Genomic DNA, 17,973 nt, shown 5'->3' on the forward strand with positions numbered 1-17,973 from the left:
TGATAGCCTAGATTTTCTGTCTGGGCAATACCCTGCGGGAAGACACTTCTCTACGAGACGCTCCACGAATACGTCTGCATGAATTGCCCCATCTCTTCTACCCACGAGCAACTGTAATCTGAGTAACTTCAAAGTCTTGCAGCCGAGTCATATTTCCACTGTTCTTATCTACGCTATACACAGCATTAGGTGTTTCATACCTCATCGCTCCAAAGGCAAGGAGTTGACCTGTTGCAGAGCAAACTAAGCTTTGTAAGCCATTATTCCATTCTTTACCATCAACTTTCAATTGTGCCAGTCTAATCGGCTTTTTTTGATTTGAATCTAGCTGCACCAAAGTTGTATCACCATTGAATCCAACTAAAGAAGTATAGAGTTTTCCATCTGGACACTCAGCTAGATTGCTAACCCGCTCATCGTTCGGGAATTTAATCTTATTAATAGAACTTATTTCTCCTGTTTGAAGGTTAATATCTACTAATAAGATCGGTGGTGTACCGTTCTTTTTACCTACTAGACCGATGAGTCGCCCATCATTAGTGCCTAGCAAACTCCCAAGCTGTTGATTCTGTTTAAGTCCTGAGACGGTCAAAGTTCTTATCGGCGTGCCCAAAAATGTAATTCGAGTAGGTGTTGCCTGTTTCCTACTAGTCGTAACAGGAGTAATGGCTATAACAAGTGTGCCATCACTTAAAGAAGTGAAGCCACTTAATATCTCATTAGGCTCTGCTAAAGGCGTACTTTTATCTGCAAGTACCTGACTATTTCCTGTAGTTAAGGATTGCAAAACAAGTCCTACAGGTTTAATATCTGTGGATACATTGTTTGGGGCAGTGCTATCTAATTCAGTGGTGTTTACCTCTGGAATAACCGTTTTGTCTGTGGTGATGATAGAGCTAGAACCTATACCGATAATGTTATTTAAACTTGGATTTAAACTTGGTGTTTGCGCCAAGGCTTTGTGGGTTAAATAACTAAGCACAGATACTACAGTTCCAGCAATTGCCAACTGGCCAAACTGCCGACGTGAGAGCTTGGAATTCATATTTCCACTCCTATAATTAATGACTTTTATTAAGTTAAACGGGTAAGGTTAAAATATTCGCGTCCAGGTTGCTACTGAAGGTGTCCCATTGTTGTCAGTAATAAAAAGCATGTACCACCCTGGCGGCGCTATGTTTCGATTGTTTGTTGCCGTGACAGTCAAAGAAGTAGAGTTCCTAGAATTAATCGGCACATCGACTATCCTTTGTTCTGTATCGCAGGAATGAGTGGTTGCCATTGGTCTAATCAAACTAACCCATTTAATATTTCCAGCCTGGGGTGTCTGAATCGTAAATTGCAGTCCATAGCTCAATGTTTGAGGAGCGCTCTGAATAATTGGTCGTGACCGTGACATATACGCAGGACTGTAAATTTCTAACCGCAGTTCATTAACAGTCCGTTGAGGGTTGCCCCCAGCTGCAACTACCCTACCATCTGGCAGCAGCAAAGCCACAGAGTGATATACGCGAGGGACACCTTGTTTAGCTACTATTGTCCAGGTATTTGTAGCTGGATTGTAGATTTCTGCTGGTAGCATTGATTGTGTTGTGTCCTCACTCATTTTGCTACCATTACAAACAAACACAGTGCGATCGGGCAACAAAACAGCGCTGTGATGCATCCGAGCATAATTTAGAGACTTTGCAGCTACGTAAGTTGGATTAGTAGCTTTTAAATCTACAATATTTACCCTGTTTGTTGCTGTAGTATTATTACCCCCACCGATAATCATAACTTTTTGGTCTTGTGCCGGTGGTAAAAGCACACTAGCACCTTGATTGCCGAAATCTGGGTTTTGCAGCCCTGGTACCACTTTTTCTGTAATGGATTGCGTAAATGTATCTGGTAGGGTTAGTATTGTTGGCGCTACTCCAGAGTTACCGCCCATCTGGGCACCTGAATAAAATATTTTCCCACTACTTAATAGAAACAATTGCGCGTATGCCGGAAAGGGGCTAGTTATTGGAAAAGCGTTCCAACCATTTGAAAATGTAACAGAATAAATTTCTGGTTGTCTGTTGAGCTTGCCATCTTTATCCGGCCCAGATAGTGCAAAGATCCGACCGCTACCTAGTGTTAACACAGTAGGATACCAACGCCCATTATTCATTGATGGGATCTTGACCCATTTCTCGGTAATAGGATCAAACAGTAGAGCAGAGGGTGAACCATAAAATGGGTCATAGCGCAGAGTTCCACCTGCAACCATTAGCAGACCCTCAGAGCGGAAGGAGTGACCAGCGCAAAAAAGGTCAATAGGTTGATTATTACTATCTAATGGGGGTGCTTGATGGGTAAAAGTTCCCTTGTTTACATCCCAAACCACACTGTCGTAGGGAGTATTTAACCGAGCCGGATCGTTACCTGAACCACAGAAAAAGAATATCTTACCAGTACGAAGAAGGGCGGCATGTATGGGTAGAATTGGGGCTTTGTAAGACAATACTTGCCATTTGTCTGTAGCAGTAGCCTGAGCTATGAAAGTCCCTAAATCTGGTTCCTTTAGAAGGTTATTTTTACTGTTAGTTTGAGTCACTTTATTTACAATTATGACTACGTAAATTTTAGTCTTTCCTCTTTAAGTAATTTATTCCTAAACTTATATTTATAGAAAGACTTCTTTATACTTATTAATGATATTAAGATCCGATATTATTATTAATAAGCTAAGGTGAAATTTATTTTGCCAATAGTAATTATGCTGTAACTTACCCATGCTTTTTAGTATCAAATTAATCCCTGTACTGGCTTCTTGAAATAAGGGATATAATAGCGTAATCTATATCCCATAAATGTTTTCGGGCTTGAAGCTATATATAGTTAGCTTAAAACTTGTGTTTCTAAAATAGATTGAAGACTAGATTTTAAATGCTATTAATTCTTCACATTAAACTTGAAATTTATGGTTTGATGTGATACAATGCACGTTAGGTAAAAAATCAAAATATCGCTAAATCCTCCTTAAGCCTTCTAGTCAATTAATGGGCAATTTATTACAGCAAATACAGATATTAAAGTCTGAAAAGTAAGCAGCTTTTAAAAAAAGCAATACCTCTTTGGTTAGAGATGTAGCAAAGCGATCGCAAGTTTGATACGATTAGCTTGTAAGAATTCCCAAAGCAAGATTGTCACCATGAGTAACTCGACTCCGATGGATGACGAAAAAAATCTCCCCAAGAAAAAGGGGAAGACACTCCCTCCGAAGCTCATCATCTGGCTGGGAAAGTTTGTCTGGACGACTATGTGGCAGGTAATGATGTCAAAGCTTGCTCCTAGCAATCAGTCGGGAGCATATATTCGTCCTAATAGCCAGTTTCGCAAGTTCATTGGTACAGAAAAAGGAAATCCACACCCACCAGCAGCAGGACGCTACAAACTCTATGTTGGGTTGGGTTGTCCTTGGGCGCATCGAACCCTGGTTGTGCGATCGCTCAAAAAACTTGAAGCGGTAATATCAGTATGTATCGTCTCTCCTTCTCCCATTGAAGGCGGTTGGATATTCAGCGAAGAAGAAGAAGGTTGTCGTACACTAGCTGAATTTTATCAACTGGCAGAGCCTGGTTACAGTGGACGCTCAACAGTTCCAATTTTATGGGACAACCAAACAAAAACTATCGTTAACAATGAGAGTTCAGAAATTATCGTCATGCTGAACTCGGAATTTAACGAGTTCGCCAACAATCCCACACTGAATCTTTACCCAGAAGCACTCAAAGAAAAAATTGACTGGTGGAATGAGAAAATTTATCACGCAGTAAATAACGGTGTGTATCGCTGCGGTTTTGCCCAAACCCAAGAAGCGTACAACCAAGCTTGTAATGAACTGTTTACGACTCTTGATGAGATTGACATTGCATTGCAAACTAGTCGATATTTGTGTGGAGACAATCTCACGCTTGCAGATGTCCGTTTATTCACGACGTTGTTTAGGTTTGATAGTGCTTACTACGGGTTGTTTAAGTGCAATAGGCAGCGAATTCGAGACTATCACAACTTGGGAGCTTACTTACGCGATGTATATCAGCTTCCCGGTGTAGCTGATACCTGCGATGTCGAGAGTGTGAAGCGTGACTACTACGGAAACCTCTTCCCACTCAACCCCGGTGGGATTATTCCTGATGGGCCTGATATGTCTTATCTTTATGAACCATCTGGACGCGATCGCATCGGCACACTGAATGCTTCATAATGTACATTGAAAAACAGGCAGGGAAGCAGAGGAGCAGGGGAGCAGGGGAGCAGGGGGAGAGAAATAAATAAGTGTATTTCGAGCTATTTTAGTAGTAAAAATTACTAAAAATTTCTCTTTTCTCCCCTGCCCCATGCCCCCTGATCCCTTACCTCTGCCTCTTGATTGAGAGGCTACATTCTGGAGTCGGTATAATTGTGAACCAGATTAATCGAGTTGCAATTGTTGGTGGAACTCATGGCAATGAGTTTACTGGGGCCTATTTAATCCAAAAATTTGCTCAATTTCCTGACTTAATTACTAGACAAAGTTTTGAGACAGTTACTCTGTTAGCAAATCCTAACGCTTTTGCCGCCGGGAGGCGATATTTAGAGAAGGATTTAAATCGCTGTTTTCTCCAACAAGATCTACAAGATTCAACTCTTAACAGTTACGAAGAATTACAAGCTAAATCAATTCAGGACACTCTAGGATTAAACAGAAATAAGCAAGCAGACTTTATCTTAGACTTACACAGCAGTACTGCTAACATGGGTCTGACAATTATTTTGGTAAACAGTCATCCCTTAAACTTGCAATTGGCTGCTTATCTCAGTCAGATTAGCCCTTTAGTGAGGATTTATCGCTGCTCTTTTAAATCAATTGCAGAAAATCCATTTGTAAATTCCCTGTGCGAATTAGGCTTTGCAATTGAGGTTGGCCCTATTGCTCAAGGTATCTTAAAAGCAACGTTGTTCCAACAAACAGAGGAACTTGTTTATGCAGTTCTCGACTATCTAGAACAGTTTAATCAAGGTAAAATTGCATCAACTAATGAAACGTTGATTCTTTATGACCATTTATCAGTTGTGGACTATCCAAAACAACAGGATGGTAAAATCTTTGCAATGATTCATCCAGAGCTTCAGGACAAGGATTACCAAGCCTTGAATCCAGGAGACCCAATGTTTATAACTTTTGATGATAAAACAATTGTTTATGAGGGTGCATCTACCGTTTGGCCGATTTTTATTAATGAGGCAGCTTACTACGAAAAGGGAATTGCAATGTGTTTGACTCAAAGGCAGCAAATCAATATATAGTAGGATGTTTAAAATTTTTTGTATAATCGCTTTTTATTGAAACTAATGATATAGATTGAGCATCATAATCTAGAAAATATGCTGATCTAATTTATAATCTCTGTAGCTGGTGCGATGTCTAATAGCGCGTCCTAGTCACTTCTAAGGAATAAAGTTGCAGGTTATTAAATCTGTCTTCCTAAGACTTAATTTACGCTTAAAATTATCCAAATACTTAAACTCATAATGAAAACGAAGCGACGAGGAAACCAACCAATAGCCAGTCTTTCTTTAGACTTGGATAATGTTTGGTCTTTTCTAAAAAATCAGGGCGCTCCTGGTTGGGAGACTTTTCCCTCTTACTTAGATATTGCAGTCCCTCGTTTCTTAGATATTTTTCAGCAGTGGGATGTGACAATCACAGTCTTCATTGTGGGTCAGGATGCCGCCTTGGAAAAGAACACTAAGGCATTACAAGCGATCGCTAACGCTGGTCACGAAATAGGTAATCATTCATTCTACCACGATCCTTGGCTACACCTATATTCAGAGGATGAAATTGAACAAGAAGTGGCGTTGGCCGAACAACATATCAAGCGCGTTACCCATCAACATCCTATCGGCTTTCGGGGGCCTGGATACAGTTTTTCGCCTGCGGTATTGAAAGTCCTAGCACGACGGGGATACGAATATGATGCTTCAACTTTTCCCACATTTTTGGGGCCCATAGCACGAGCTTATTATTTAATGACTTGTAAACTGAGCAAGGAAGAACGCAAGAAACGCGAAGCCTTGTTTGGCGGTTTAAAAGACGGTTTACAGCCTTTAAAACCTTACCAGTGGAAGATGGGTAAGGATAAATTGACTGAAATTCCCGTTACCACCATGCCTATTTTTAAGGTGCCAATTCACTTCAGTTACATAATGTATATAAGCACATTTTCTTCTGAAGCCGCGTTACTATACCTCCGAATTGCCCTATGGCTGTGTAAACTTACACGTGTGCAGCCTTCTTTGCTATTCCATCCTACAGACTTTGTAAGTCAAGAGGATGTGCCAGAGTTATCATTCTTCCCTGGAATGAGTCTCCCCACCTACAAGAAGCTGGCAATAGTGAACAAAAGTTTGGAAATTATATCCAGTCAGTTCAATGTTGTGACTGTTGGACAACACGCCAAATCTGTAGCTGATGCCCATAAAATACCAGTATTAGTGCCTCAGAAGAGGTAAAAATATAATTAATTTATGCGATTTGTATCCTTAATACAGGCAAAATCAACTTTGACCTGTTTCAATTTTGAAACCAGCTGACATTTGCTAGCAAGTATGTGTAAAGTAATTGAAAGTAAATCACTATCTCTAATCTTTAACACATCTATCTATGGTTAGAAAAACTCAACGCCTTTTGCTGCTAGTTGTTTGCTGTAGTATAACTGGTGTAATTTTGGGAGGTACTGCTGCTTGGGCAGAAAGTAATCTCTGCTTAGAAGACAGTAAGGTTACAAGCGACTGTCTAACTCAAGATCCGATCCAAAAAACTATCCAAGGAATGAGTACCGGATTGTTAGCTGGGGCTGGGGCCGCTTGCGGTGCAGTATGGCAGTTAAGGCATGAAGATTGAGCCTGAACTACCACTAACCTGGAACTCCAGGTTAGTGGTAGTTTCTGTAATAAAATTCTGATTTATATAGCTTTGGAAGAATACCGATCTATTAATGCACGAGCAAATTTCTGGTGTTGTTCAGCTAGATGTTGGGATAGATGAACTGAGCATTGCCCATGAAGCGATATACCCAGCAACAAAACTCCTCCAGCGATCGCTCAGGAAGTTTAACAATATAATCTACGTAAGCAGCTTTGCTATGTGTCTTATTCATAAATCTGGGTTAATGGCCTGGATTGGTGAACGAAATAATCAGCTTTTTGGTCACTTACGTTGTTTTATTGACAGAAGATAGCGATTTTAGAATTTATAGTCAGAATCAAAATCCATTAATTTAGGATTGATTAGGTTGTAGCAGCCGATAACAAGAGGCTAGAGGCTTTACTAGGACTGTCTTCAGAGTTAGAAGCACCTATCTCAAGGCTATTAATAATTGGTTCTGTTGGTAGATTAAATGTCAATATTGGGATTGTTATTGTGTATTTGTCGGGGTAGATATAGCGTCGCTGACACCAAGGGCAAGATAGCTTCAAATTAGCTTATGCAACTTTTAGATTGGACTTACTCAAACTTTCGCTGGTATCGTCGCCTACGGGGTGGGGAGTGGTGGCAAGTAGAAATTCCCTTATTTGATGGTTCTCAAATTACTTGGGTGCATAATAGACCGGAATGCGAGTGTCACATTTTACAAACAGAGAAATATTAGTAAGCTCTTTTACCCCTGAATTTGCATATAAAGCTGATCGCTTTTTCGCTAGGGATTCGACTGGAAAAAGCGGACGTATTTAACAATTAACAACTGTTCGCAATAACTCTTAAGTGGCGCTACTCTCAACGTCGGAATAGGGATCATAGCGAGGTAGACTGTCCATAATAAGTCGCGTACACCGGACACTACCAGTGAGAGTAAATTAGGTTGCCACCCCCAACTCGTCTACCCAACAAGCATTATATATCTAGAGAATATCTTACACCAACTAAGATGCAATCTCTTTTGATAGAAGAAAGGCAGGAGGCAGAGGGAAGAAAAGGTACAAACCGTACTGCGTCCCGCTCCGCTAACGCCCGCAAGTGGCGCGAAAAATTAAAAACATTCTTTGCGAAAGCATTGCGGCACGAAGTGCGATGCGTAGCACGAGAACATATTCATCCGTTTCATACCTCTTCCCTTTATGGGAGAGGTTTCCCTTCTGCCTCCTGCCTCCTGCCTTCGTTGATTGGGGCGATTTATGACATTTCAGCATCTGCGTGTGAAGTGAGTTTTAAGCACCTCATGCCAATAAGAAAAAGACTGGAACTATTATAAAGCCTGCTGTTGAGTTTATTGCTCCTTTTATACATTTACAGCCAATGATTTCCATGCTTTCTGACAAGCCAATTGTCTAACTGTGCTAACACTTAGCTGCAATAGACTGAATTGATATCTGGGTTGGAATCCAAAGCAGCAAGCCTCTGGGTGCATTTGCATTTTTGGTAGCTTATAGAGAATAATCACAAAGAAAGCAGCTTTGGCATCTTCGTGCGAGAGAATAAATATAAAATATGGCGATCGCAATCGATTTTGGTACTAGCAACACAGTCATTGCTCGTTGGAACCCTGTAACCCAGCAGCCAGAAACCCTGACTCTACCAGGTTTATCAATCAAACAAAGTCTCAATCCGCCACTGATTCCCAGCTTGGTTTATGTTGAAGACGCAAGCCAGAATCAAGTCTTAGTCGGGCAACAAGTACGCGATCGCGGTCTTGACCTCAAAGGCGAAACGCGATTTTTCCGCAGCTTCAAACGCGGTATTGGTGCAGATATCCAAGGTTTCTTACCCGAATTAGATGGGCAAATTGTCACCTTTGAGCAAGTAGGGCAATGGTTCCTCACCAAAGTAATTGAAGAACTAGCGCCACTACAAGGTGGGTTAGATTCTCTCGTGTTAACTGTACCTGTAGACAGCTTTGAAGCCTATCGTCATTGGTTAGGAAACGTTTGCCAATCCCTTCCCGTCGAACAGGTGCGGATGCTGGATGAACCCACAGCCGCAGCCTTGGGTTATGGTTTAGCAGATCAAGAAATTCTCTTGGTAATTGACTTCGGCGGTGGAACTTTAGATTTGTCCCTTGTCCGGTTGGATCAAGGCGTGCAAGCAACTACAAAGCCGTTGGGATTTCTCCTCAAGTGGGGTAATAAGTCTCTGGCTGAAAATTCAAAACAAAAAGTTAAAACTGCCCGTGTCTTGGCGAAAGCAGGGCAAAATCTAGGCGGTACTGATATTGATAATTGGTTGGTAGATTACTTTGCCAAAACTCAAGAGTTGGCGGTAAGTCCCTTGACAACACGATTGGCAGAACGGGTGAAAATTCAGCTATCAACGCAAAACCAAGCTAGTGAAGTTTATTTTGATGATGAAACATTTGAAAGTTATGAATTGGAATTAAACCGCGACACTTTTGACGATATCCTCAAAGAACACGCATTTTTTGAGTTATTAGATGAATCGATGACGACACTGTTGCAGCAAGCAAAACGTCAAGGGATAGAACTTCCTGATATTAATGCCGTTTTGTTAGTTGGTGGAACAGTGCAATTACCAGCAGTGCAGACATGGATAAAACAGTATTTTGAGCCAGAAAAAATCCGTTGCGAACGTCCATTTGAAGCGATCGCTCAAGGTGCATTACAGTTAGCTCAAGGGATACAAATCAAAGACTTTCTGTATCATAGTTATGGTATCCGCTACTGGGATCGCCGCAATCAGCGTCACAAATGGCATTCTTTAATTAAAGCTGGACAAGCATACCCGATGAGTCAGCCAGTGGAATTAGTTCTAGGTGCTTCTTTAGAAAATCAGCCTAGTATTGAATTAATTATGGGAGAATTGGGAGCAGATACGGGTAGCACTGAAGTTTATTTTGATGGCGATCGCTTAATTACTCGTCGTATTGATGGTAGTGAAACCACTGTCAAACCCCTCAACGATCAAGAAGGCGCGAGGACAATTGCCCAACTGACACCACCCGGATATCCTGGAAGCGATCGCATCAAAATTCTCTTTCAAGTTGATGAGCAACGCTTTTTGCGAATCACCGTTGAAGACTTGTTAACTAATGACACGCTTTTGGAAAATCAACTTGTAGCACAGTTGAGTTAAACTATTGTGCGTTTAACTAAAAGGATTTAAAAGTGGGATACCACAGCCATCAAAATCCCGGATGTTGCGCGTTACTAAAGTCAATTGATGAATTTGAGCAGTAGCAGCAATCATCATATCTGCTTGGGTATGTGTTTTCCCACTTAATCTTAGTTGACCTCGCAATTCACCTGAGCGCTTGGCAATTTCAATTGTTATAGGCAATACTTGACAGTTATTTTCTAAAAAGCTCTCGAACCATATTTGAATTCTAGGGTTGGGCTTGAATGTCAATCCGTAAAATATTTCTTCAACGATGATCGCACTCAAAACTATAGAGGAAACTCTTTCTGCCCATTTCTGTACACCAGAGTTAGGTTGGAGTCTTACTCGCTGATAATGTTAGTGTCACAGAGAAAAGTCATCGATGGCATCAGCGAAAGGGTTAAGACGGTCTTGGCGGGAGGGTACTTCAAGGATATAATCTTCTTCAACAGCTATCTGGCGTAATTCTTTGAAAACATCAGCGAGAGAAATATTTTCGCCCTGCTTGCGCCACGCCAAAAATTCCTCAAACATCCCAGCTTCAACAACAACAGCCACCAGTTCATTGCGGTTGTAGATGAGTTGCGGTTCTTTAGTTACAGCATGAATTAGTTCGGAGAACCTCTGTTTCGCTTCTGCAATTTTCCAGTTCATTCTCCTACCTCTTTTATTCAGGATCGTGTCTATTATAGACATGATTTATGTCTATAAATTTAGTATTTGCTATAGAGCGATGTCTACGACGGGCTACGCCTACGCTTCTTCTCATTCGAGGCGAGTTATTGTTAGCCACCCATCTTTAACCATCCAAAAACTTGATTGACGGTTAGTGCAAGTTCAATTTCTGGTAATACAGGCAAAAAATCTTCTCCCTGCAATAGGACTGGCTGTTGCTCTGGTAGAAATACCAAAATACTGAGGTCATCAGGATCAAGAAACCATCCCAGGCGGCTACCATACTTTAGACAGTAGAGAATATTTCCAATTACTTTGTTAGGTTTTTGTTCTGGCGAAAGAATCTCAATCGTCCAGTCTGGTGGAAGTTCAAAATTATCAGGTACTTCATTATCAACGGTAAACGGTATGCGTCCCCACTGAAATACAGCTACATCAGGCACAATTGATCGCTCTCCAAAACTACACCGTAATTCTGGAAAGGCATAGGCAATCTTCTGATTTTCTGCAACTTCATTCACAACAGCACCAAGTTTGCCTTGCAAGCGGCTGTGTCTCCCTTGCGGCATTGGCTTAGGAATAATCTTACCCTTAATATATTCGCTTGCAGGCTTTGTTTCTGGAAGCTTCAGAAACTCCTCCAGGGTAAGTAGTTGAGTTGTTGAGTAACTCATGACTCCTGAATCCCTCGAAGATGTGTTTTTAGTCTAGCAGTATCTATGGACAGGTGCATTTACAGAGTTAAATCACCTATCCATACATTCAGAAAAAAATTGCACCAGTGATTAATTCATCATCACGATAATTCGTAATTAAAACTCTTAACTACGAATTACGTTAGCGTAGCGGGGCGTAGCCCATTACGAATTAACAATTATTTATGTACCACTACTGAAGTCCCATAGCTAGCCCAATTGTAAACATTGCGTGCTTGCTTAACAGGTAAATTTACGCAACCGTGGCTGACTGGAGTGCCAAAACGATTATGCCAGTAAGCGCCGTGGATGGCGTAGCCTCTGTAAAAATACATTGTGTAAGGAACATCAGGAATATTGTAGCCCCTGCCTCGCATCCGGTGAGTGCGATACTTAGAATTAATCCGAAATCTACCTATGGGTGTGGGAGTCGATCGCTTCCCTCCAGAAATACGGTATGAATAAATAAGTTTTTTGCCTTCCCATGCACGTAACCGTTGCTCCGACAGGTCAATTTCAATCAACCGAGGTTCGGATGTTTGGCTGATATTAGGCTCAGTGATGCCATTTTCATCTACTGACGCACCGATCGCTGTATCAGAGTGGCGATCGCCTGCTAACGGTGCTGACCAAGAAAATAAAGCCACCACCATCAGCGCTACGCCTGTACAAAAAGTTTTGGAAGAACGAATCCCACCACTACGAATCCAGGATTGCATTATGCCTCACCTTCTAAAGTACGCAAAAATCATGAAGTGAAGTAATTTTCTGGAAACTATAAATTTCCAGGTTGATTACTAATTTGCTGTGAAGGATTTACGCAATTCATCCGCTAATGCTTTTCCAAACCAGTCCTAAACTAATCCGCATTCAATTAGTCATTGGTCATTTGTCATTCATTAATGACTAATAACAACTTTTACAAAAAAAATCTGTAATTTAAATGCGTCAATGCAAATTTTCCCGGAATTAATATTTGCATTTGTAGTTTCACACAGTAATTGTCAGGATTTACGCTTATTTTTTTGGAGCTAACTGGATAATACCAAATTTAGGAAAGGACTTTTAGTCCTAAATACCAAATCTAAAATCCAAAATTGGTCTGAATCCCCTTTTATATATTTTATTTCAAATTCAGTAATTCTGACTCCGAAGATTCCCAGCATAAAATCTTGCTGGGAATCACTTAATTGTCTTGATTTTTTGTTATTTATGATTTTACCTAAATTGCCTTCTAGACTGCTTCACCTACTATTTCTGGATGACTATTGGTGTCCCTACTGATGCCCACTGAAATAGCCATTTAGCGTGTTTAGGTGCGATATTCACACAGCCGTGGCTTACTGGAGTGCCAAATCTCTTATGCCAATAAGCTCCGTGAATAGCATAATTACCTTCGTAAAACATCGCATAAGGAACGTTGGGAACATTATAGTTTTCTCCCTGCATTCGCGTAGTTTTGAACTTAGATTGAACCTTAAAAGTACCAACAAGAGTGGGAGTAGCTTTTTTACCAGAGGAAATAGCACTTCCATAAACCACTCTGTCACCTTCCCAAGCTATTAATCGTTGCTTTGAAAGGTCAATTTGAATCCAGCGCTGCTCTGATTGTTGTAATGTCTGGATTTTTTGGGCAATTACTTGATCTTTGGAATTTGCCCAAACTTCACTCGTTCCAGTAGTAGTAAAAACACTTAAAGACAGTACTGTACCAGTAAGAAGTATTTTTAAGCGATGCACCCAGTCAGGATAAATCAGTTTTTTCATTTTAGATACACTCCCACTCAAATCATGAAGTCTTGAGAAACTTATTAGGTTTCACTTTTATTTCCCTATCTATTACTTTAATAGACGTGAATTTTTGATAATTTGATTCTAATTTAACCTAACTGTTGTATGAGGTTTTTTGCCCTAGATGCGATCGCTTGCCAATTTCCCTCTGTGACAAGCTTTTTAGGAAATAATTCACCGCTCAAACCAACAGCGATCGCTCCGGCTTGCAAAAATTCTTTAGCATTTTCTAGAGTGACACCGCCTGTAGGAATTAAGGGAATCTGACTTAGTGGCCCTTGCAAACTTTTAATGTAATCAGCTCCTCCCACTGCTTGTACAGGAAACACTTTTACACAACTAGCGCCCTGACTCCAAGCGGTAACAATTTCTGTAGGAGTCAACGCTCCTGGGATGATAGGTATATTTTTTTCTTGTGCTGCTTGAATCATTGCTGAGTCAACGTGGGGTGTGAAGAGGAATTGCGCCCCAGAAGCGATCGCTTCTTGTAGCTGTTGCACATTGAATAACGTACCAGTACCAATGATACAAGCGGGTAATTTTGAGCGTAGTTGACTGATTAATTCTCCAGCGCGATCGCTATTCCAGGTAATCTCAATCAGCTGCATTCCCCCAGATGCTACAGCCATTGCCATTTCCTCTCCCAATTCGATTTTAGGGGCGCGGATAACTGCGATCGCACGATGTTTTTGCAATTGTGATAACCAAATTTCATTAGGCATTTTGACTGGGAATTAGGAGTTAAGGACATTCCAGTGAGGTGTTTTAGCACAACAGCGTAACGCGCCTGTTATCTGTAGGCTTAACCGAGTAACTACTGGATAATTTATTTTCTGGAAGTCCCATGAGTCCAATACAGACCTAACCCTATCTGCAAGAGCAAGTACTCTCTATTCTGAAGATATGCAAGATAGGTTAATAGTAGCTAGCTAATTAAGAATTGTGATTCGTTTAAAAAAGGCTAGAAACTGCATTTAAGCTGTCTCTAGCCTTAATTAAATTAATGGGCAGTACCAGACTCGAACTGATGACATCCTGCTTGTAAGGCAGGCGCTCTACCAACTGAGCTAACCGCCCGCTTGACCAATCCTTAACTAATATAGCAGAAGATTTTGCATTGCGCTAGTAGTTTTGGGAAAATCTTTTTTTCTCTTATACTGGCTCAGTATTAAGTTACTCAGCACGGACTAAACGCCCCGCTATCGCTAACAGGATTAAGGATGCCTTCTGGTCGGACGCACGATCGCATTACTATGTATGCTCTGCCGTTGGTGGCGGGCATTACTTTCTGGCAGACTCGCAGTAGCAATGCGACTTTGTTGGTTGCAGGCGGGTTTCTATTTGGAGGGCTGATGTTTGGCCCCGATTTGGATATTTACTCTGTGCAATTTCAACGCTGGGGTTTCTTGCGCTGGATTTGGCTACCTTATCAAAAAAGTCTGCGGCATCGTTCTTTTTTATCCCACGGGCCGATTATTGGCACGATTCTGCGGATACTTTATCTAGGGTGTTTGCTAGCTATCTTGGCAATTTTGGTTTTGGCAATTGCCGAAAAATTATGGAATCTGAGTTTTACTTGGCAAGATTTGGGGCAAACTGTGGGGCGATCGCTCCTGAAATATGATACTGAATATATCGCCCTGTTTTTAGGGTTGGAACTTGGGGCGATGAGCCATTCTCTCAGCGATTGGAGTGGTTCGGCATATAAGCGCGTGCGAAAGCAGGGGGTTCGGGGGTTGCTTCCTAGTGGCAAAATGAAGAAGCGGAAAGTTACAAGTCGCGGTACTCGTCGAGCTACAGTTACCAGAAAGAGCAACGGCAGAACGACAAAGGACAAATGACAAATGACAAATGACAAAGTTGAAACTTTGGCAGCTTTGCAGGAATTGATTGAGGTGGTGGCAAAATTGCGATCGCCTGATGGTGGTTGTCCGTGGGATTTGGCGCAAACTGCCGAAACGCTTACGCCTTATGTGATTGAAGAAGCTTATGAGGTGGTGGATGCAATTAAGAGTGGGGATCAGAAGGCGATCGCAGAAGAATTAGGCGATTTATTATTACAGGTGGTATTGCAAGCCCAAATCGCTAGCGAATCGGGACAATTTTCTCTCAAAGAAATAACTCAGGGGATTTCCCAAAAGTTGATTCGCCGCCATCCTCATGTGTTTGGTGATGTGTCAGTAGCCAGTGTAGATGAGGTGCGGCAAAATTGGGAACAAATCAAAGCGCAGGAAAAAGGCGAATCATCCCCAGACGCGCAAAAACTTAGTGCTAAACTCGGTCGTTATGGGCGCACCCTTCCCCCGTTGACAGCAGCGATGAAAATTTCTCAAAAGGCTGCTGCCATTGGGTTTGAATGGGAAAATATTCAGGGCGTTTGGGATAAGTTTCATGAAGAATTGGGTGAATTTCAACAGGCTTTAGCTGAAGAAACACCAGCGCGACAACAAGCAGAATTAGGTGATTTACTCTTTGCAGTTATTCAGCTAGCCCGTTGGCATAATCTTGACCCTAGTGCTGGTTTGCAAGGGACAAATCAGCGATTTGTCCAGCGATTAGAAAAAATGGAGGCAGTTGTCGCTCGCCCCCTTTCTGATTACAGTTTGGATGAGCTAGAAAATTTGTGGCAACAGGCAAAAGCCCAACTTGCCAAAGAAGGTTCATAAATTAATTTCTAAGCTGTCGCGTATTTAATTTGCACAACCAGGGCGGGCAAGATGCCTACCCCACAAGAGATTCATTTTTTTGAGGATGCAAATTAAAATATTTTTAGCTTAATTATCCAGCAATACAGTTCAGTTAAGGCTAAAACTTTTACCAAAGTCGTTTTTTTACGAACCGCCAAGGCGCAGAGAACGCAGAGAGAAGAAAGAGATGCTTAACTGAACTGTATTGAATTATCCAGGACTTATACCAAACAATGTCTCAAGCCCTTATTTTCAGGTAGGGGCAATTTATGAATTTCCCCTACCGCTAAATAGTAAATTAAGTACAAGCGATATCATAGCCAAGCTCGATCGTATTGAACAGGCCAGAGTTTATCGTGTCCTAACTGTTTAGCTGCTAGATGCGGCCAATAAGGATTGCGGAGTAGTTCACGTCCCAACAGCACTATATCGGCTACTTCTGTGCGAATAATCTCGTCAGCGTGTTCAGGGGCTGTAATTAAGCCTACGGCTCCTGTATGGATATTGGCTTCGCGGCGGATGCGTTCGGCAAACTGAGTCTGATAACCAGGTTGAATTGGGATCTTGACACCCGGTATAATTCCCCCTGATGAAGTATCAATGAGATCAACTCCTAGAGATTTAAGCTTGTCACTTAAAGCGATACTTTGCTCGATGTCCCAACCCCCATCTACCCAATCGGTAGCAGAAATACGTACCCAGAGTGGATTTGTCTGGGGCCAAACCTCTCGAACTGCTTGAATAACTTCTATGAGCAGACGAATCCGGTTTTCAAAGCTACCACCATAATCATCTTGCCGTTGGTTAGCAAGGGGTGAGAGAAACTGGTGGAGTAGATAACCGTGAGCAGCATGGATTTCCACTATCTTAAAACCAGCTTGCAGAGAACGTTTAGCTCCTTGGACAAAGGCATCAATAACTTCCTGAATTCCCTCAAGACTTAGGGCTTCTGGAACTGGACTATCTTGGCTAAAAGCGATCGCACTACTCGAAACTAAGGGCCGCCAACCTTCCTGAGATTCATCCAGCGTTTTCCCTCCCTTACTGGGTTTGGCAGTGCTGGCCTTTCTACCTGCATGAGCAAGTTGAATACCTGCAACAGCGCCAAAGTTATGAATCAATGCCACAGTTTTGGCTAAAGTTTCTATATGTGCATCTGACCAGATTCCCAAATCTTGCGGGCTAATGCGCCCACGCGGTTCTATTGCTGCTGCTTCTGTGAACACTATACCCGCACCGCCTACTGCACGAGAAGCTAAATGAATAATGTGCCAATCATTAGCATATCCATTTGTACTGGAATATTGACACATAGGTGAAACAGCAATGCGGTTGCGGAAGGTAACTTCACGAATCTTGAATGGTTCAAACAGATGTGCCATTAATATTGATTCCTTCTCTTGCTAGGTAAAACAAATTGGGTAGAGATTTACAGGATGAACTCGATCGATTTTGCATGAAATAGCTAGAGATATTATACAGAGGAGATTCTAGTAGAAAAAGTAGAATAACCATGTAGAATTGGTGGTTTATTTACGCCGTAGTGCAGCAGAAGCCTCATTAAGATTTGGATAAATCGGCTTATCATCAGACTCTTGCCTTTGCAATTCCCAGATATCACATCCTACTTCTTCTTGATCCACTAATAACTGTAGATTATCTGGTAATTTAGTTTTTTGCGAAATTGTCCAATTTTCTCCATATAAACATTCTCTTTCAATTTGTCCAGAAAACATAAGTTTACTCTCCAGTAATGTTATAGCTTAAGTTTAGTAACTCCCAATTTCTGAAAGACGAAGCAATAAATTCTCATCTTTCATTCGCATTTAAAATACACGTACTATTTGTCCCTAATATTGTTTTTTAATAAAATTTTTCACTTGTGGATAGTTAAGTAACTTGTTTAGCTTCAGAGTTTTGGGTTCCTTTTCTCGACCTAATTGGAATCCCTCACCGATTTAAGATTTTCCAGAAAAGACCGACTGTGCTTAATAAAACTATA

The 17,973-nt window shown here is 41.4% G+C and carries 19 protein-coding genes and 1 tRNA gene; 9 read left to right on the forward strand and 11 right to left on the reverse strand.

What is annotated here, in order from left to right; genetic code table 11:
* Positions 1-97: 97 nt before the first annotated feature.
* Both V7K69_RS23895 and V7K69_RS23900 read right to left on the reverse strand, forming a co-directional pair.
* Entirely contained in the window at positions 98-1,045 is a 948-nt protein-coding gene (locus V7K69_RS23895; RefSeq protein WP_335038910.1) for a hypothetical protein, read from the reverse strand.
* 48 nt (positions 1,046-1,093) lie between these two features.
* Entirely contained in the window at positions 1,094-2,581 is a 1,488-nt protein-coding gene (locus V7K69_RS23900; protein ID WP_335038912.1) for a galactose oxidase-like domain-containing protein, read from the reverse strand.
* Between the two features lie 597 nt (positions 2,582-3,178).
* On the opposite strand from V7K69_RS23900, the gene V7K69_RS23905 reads away from it, so the two are divergent.
* The 7 genes from V7K69_RS23905 (at position 3,179) to V7K69_RS23935 (ending at position 10,099) form a co-directional block, all read left to right on the forward strand.
* The gene (locus V7K69_RS23905; protein WP_335038914.1) at positions 3,179-4,234 is read left to right on the forward strand and encodes a glutathione S-transferase family protein; all 1,056 of its coding nucleotides are present in this window, start codon (positions 3,179-3,181) and stop codon (positions 4,232-4,234) included.
* Positions 4,235-4,431: 197 nt separating this feature from the next.
* Positions 4,432-5,316: an aspartoacylase gene (locus V7K69_RS23910; protein ID WP_335038916.1), complete on the forward strand. Its 885-nt coding sequence runs from the start codon at positions 4,432-4,434 to the stop codon at positions 5,314-5,316.
* Positions 5,317-5,541: 225 nt separating this feature from the next.
* Positions 5,542-6,525 carry a polysaccharide deacetylase family protein gene (locus tag V7K69_RS23915; RefSeq protein ID WP_335038918.1) on the forward strand — a complete coding sequence of 328 codons (984 nt, stop codon included), beginning with the start codon at positions 5,542-5,544 and terminating at the stop codon, positions 6,523-6,525.
* 151 nt (positions 6,526-6,676) lie between these two features.
* Positions 6,677-6,916, forward strand: a complete 240-nt coding sequence (locus tag V7K69_RS23920) for a hypothetical protein (RefSeq protein ID WP_114081350.1) — start codon at positions 6,677-6,679, stop codon at positions 6,914-6,916.
* 94 nt (positions 6,917-7,010) lie between these two features.
* On the forward strand, positions 7,011-7,253 hold the full coding sequence (locus V7K69_RS23925; protein WP_335038921.1) for a hypothetical protein: 243 nt from the start codon (positions 7,011-7,013) through the stop codon (positions 7,251-7,253).
* A gap of 246 nt (positions 7,254-7,499) precedes the next feature.
* Positions 7,500-7,664, forward strand: a complete 165-nt coding sequence (locus V7K69_RS23930) for a hypothetical protein (protein ID WP_335038923.1) — start codon at positions 7,500-7,502, stop codon at positions 7,662-7,664.
* A gap of 836 nt (positions 7,665-8,500) precedes the next feature.
* Positions 8,501-10,099, forward strand: coding sequence for an Hsp70 family protein (locus V7K69_RS23935; RefSeq protein ID WP_335038925.1), 1,599 nt, complete (start codon positions 8,501-8,503; stop codon positions 10,097-10,099).
* A 12-nt stretch (positions 10,100-10,111) separates the two neighbouring features.
* Here the strand turns inward: V7K69_RS23935 and V7K69_RS23940 are convergent, their stop codons facing one another.
* The 7 genes from V7K69_RS23940 to V7K69_RS23970 form a co-directional block, all read right to left on the reverse strand.
* Entirely contained in the window at positions 10,112-10,408 is a 297-nt protein-coding gene (locus V7K69_RS23940; protein WP_335038927.1) for a PIN domain-containing protein, read from the reverse strand.
* A gap of 78 nt (positions 10,409-10,486) precedes the next feature.
* Positions 10,487-10,777 carry a type II toxin-antitoxin system prevent-host-death family antitoxin gene (locus V7K69_RS23945; protein ID WP_335038929.1) on the reverse strand — a complete coding sequence of 97 codons (291 nt, stop codon included), beginning with the start codon at positions 10,775-10,777 and terminating at the stop codon, positions 10,487-10,489.
* A 131-nt stretch (positions 10,778-10,908) separates the two neighbouring features.
* Positions 10,909-11,472: a Uma2 family endonuclease gene (locus V7K69_RS23950; RefSeq protein ID WP_335038931.1), complete on the reverse strand. Its 564-nt coding sequence runs from the start codon at positions 11,470-11,472 to the stop codon at positions 10,909-10,911.
* Between the two features lie 200 nt (positions 11,473-11,672).
* Positions 11,673-12,212, reverse strand: coding sequence for a L,D-transpeptidase (locus tag V7K69_RS23955; protein ID WP_335038933.1), 540 nt, complete (start codon positions 12,210-12,212; stop codon positions 11,673-11,675).
* 532 nt (positions 12,213-12,744) lie between these two features.
* Positions 12,745-13,260 (reverse strand): L,D-transpeptidase, encoded by a 516-nt coding sequence (locus V7K69_RS23960; protein ID WP_174712254.1) that lies wholly within the window; start codon positions 13,258-13,260, stop codon positions 12,745-12,747.
* A gap of 113 nt (positions 13,261-13,373) precedes the next feature.
* Entirely contained in the window at positions 13,374-14,006 is a 633-nt protein-coding gene (locus V7K69_RS23965) for a bifunctional 4-hydroxy-2-oxoglutarate aldolase/2-dehydro-3-deoxy-phosphogluconate aldolase (protein ID WP_335038936.1), read from the reverse strand.
* Between the two features lie 282 nt (positions 14,007-14,288).
* Positions 14,289-14,361, reverse strand: a tRNA-Val gene (locus V7K69_RS23970).
* A 143-nt stretch (positions 14,362-14,504) separates the two neighbouring features.
* On the opposite strand from V7K69_RS23970, the gene V7K69_RS23975 reads away from it, so the two are divergent.
* Positions 14,505-15,125, forward strand: coding sequence for a metal-binding protein (locus V7K69_RS23975; protein WP_335038938.1), 621 nt, complete (start codon positions 14,505-14,507; stop codon positions 15,123-15,125).
* 3 nt (positions 15,126-15,128) lie between these two features.
* Positions 15,129-15,950 (forward strand): nucleoside triphosphate pyrophosphohydrolase, encoded by an 822-nt coding sequence (mazG, locus tag V7K69_RS23980; RefSeq protein ID WP_179073836.1) that lies wholly within the window; start codon positions 15,129-15,131, stop codon positions 15,948-15,950.
* Positions 15,951-16,285: 335 nt separating this feature from the next.
* Here mazG and namA read toward each other — a convergent pair whose 3' ends face one another.
* Both namA and V7K69_RS23990 read right to left on the reverse strand, forming a co-directional pair.
* The gene (namA, locus tag V7K69_RS23985) at positions 16,286-17,353 is read right to left on the reverse strand and encodes an NADPH dehydrogenase NamA (protein ID WP_335038942.1); all 1,068 of its coding nucleotides are present in this window, start codon (positions 17,351-17,353) and stop codon (positions 16,286-16,288) included.
* A 147-nt stretch (positions 17,354-17,500) separates the two neighbouring features.
* Positions 17,501-17,707: a hypothetical protein gene (locus V7K69_RS23990; RefSeq protein WP_335038944.1), complete on the reverse strand. Its 207-nt coding sequence runs from the start codon at positions 17,705-17,707 to the stop codon at positions 17,501-17,503.
* Between the last annotated feature and the right edge of the window lie 266 nt (positions 17,708-17,973).

This window comes from Nostoc sp. (genome assembly GCF_036917775.1).
GTDB lineage: Bacteria > Cyanobacteriota > Cyanobacteriia > Cyanobacteriales > Nostocaceae > Nostoc.

Excerpts from the sequence above, each read along its gene's own strand:
- V7K69_RS23895 (WP_335038910.1), bottom strand. The coding sequence starts at position 1,045 with ATGAATTCCAAGCTCTCACGTCGGCAGTTTGGCCAGTTGGCAATTGCT.
- V7K69_RS23905 (WP_335038914.1), top strand. The coding sequence starts at position 3,179 with ATGAGTAACTCGACTCCGATGGATGACGAAAAAAATCTCCCCAAGAAA.
- V7K69_RS23915 (WP_335038918.1), top strand. The coding sequence starts at position 5,542 with ATGAAAACGAAGCGACGAGGAAACCAACCAATAGCCAGTCTTTCTTTA.
- V7K69_RS23920 (WP_114081350.1), top strand. The coding sequence starts at position 6,677 with ATGGTTAGAAAAACTCAACGCCTTTTGCTGCTAGTTGTTTGCTGTAGT.
- V7K69_RS23925 (WP_335038921.1), top strand. The coding sequence starts at position 7,011 with ATGCACGAGCAAATTTCTGGTGTTGTTCAGCTAGATGTTGGGATAGAT.
- V7K69_RS23930 (WP_335038923.1), top strand. The coding sequence starts at position 7,500 with ATGCAACTTTTAGATTGGACTTACTCAAACTTTCGCTGGTATCGTCGC.
- V7K69_RS23935 (WP_335038925.1), top strand. The coding sequence starts at position 8,501 with ATGGCGATCGCAATCGATTTTGGTACTAGCAACACAGTCATTGCTCGT.
- V7K69_RS23945 (WP_335038929.1), bottom strand. The coding sequence starts at position 10,777 with ATGAACTGGAAAATTGCAGAAGCGAAACAGAGGTTCTCCGAACTAATT.
- V7K69_RS23950 (WP_335038931.1), bottom strand. The coding sequence starts at position 11,472 with ATGAGTTACTCAACAACTCAACTACTTACCCTGGAGGAGTTTCTGAAG.
- V7K69_RS23955 (WP_335038933.1), bottom strand. The coding sequence starts at position 12,212 with ATGCAATCCTGGATTCGTAGTGGTGGGATTCGTTCTTCCAAAACTTTT.
- V7K69_RS23960 (WP_174712254.1), bottom strand. The coding sequence starts at position 13,260 with ATGAAAAAACTGATTTATCCTGACTGGGTGCATCGCTTAAAAATACTT.
- V7K69_RS23965 (WP_335038936.1), bottom strand. The coding sequence starts at position 14,006 with ATGCCTAATGAAATTTGGTTATCACAATTGCAAAAACATCGTGCGATC.
- V7K69_RS23975 (WP_335038938.1), top strand. The coding sequence starts at position 14,505 with ATGCCTTCTGGTCGGACGCACGATCGCATTACTATGTATGCTCTGCCG.
- mazG (WP_179073836.1), top strand. The coding sequence starts at position 15,129 with ATGACAAATGACAAAGTTGAAACTTTGGCAGCTTTGCAGGAATTGATT.
- namA (WP_335038942.1), bottom strand. The coding sequence starts at position 17,353 with ATGGCACATCTGTTTGAACCATTCAAGATTCGTGAAGTTACCTTCCGC.
- V7K69_RS23990 (WP_335038944.1), bottom strand. The coding sequence starts at position 17,707 with ATGTTTTCTGGACAAATTGAAAGAGAATGTTTATATGGAGAAAATTGG.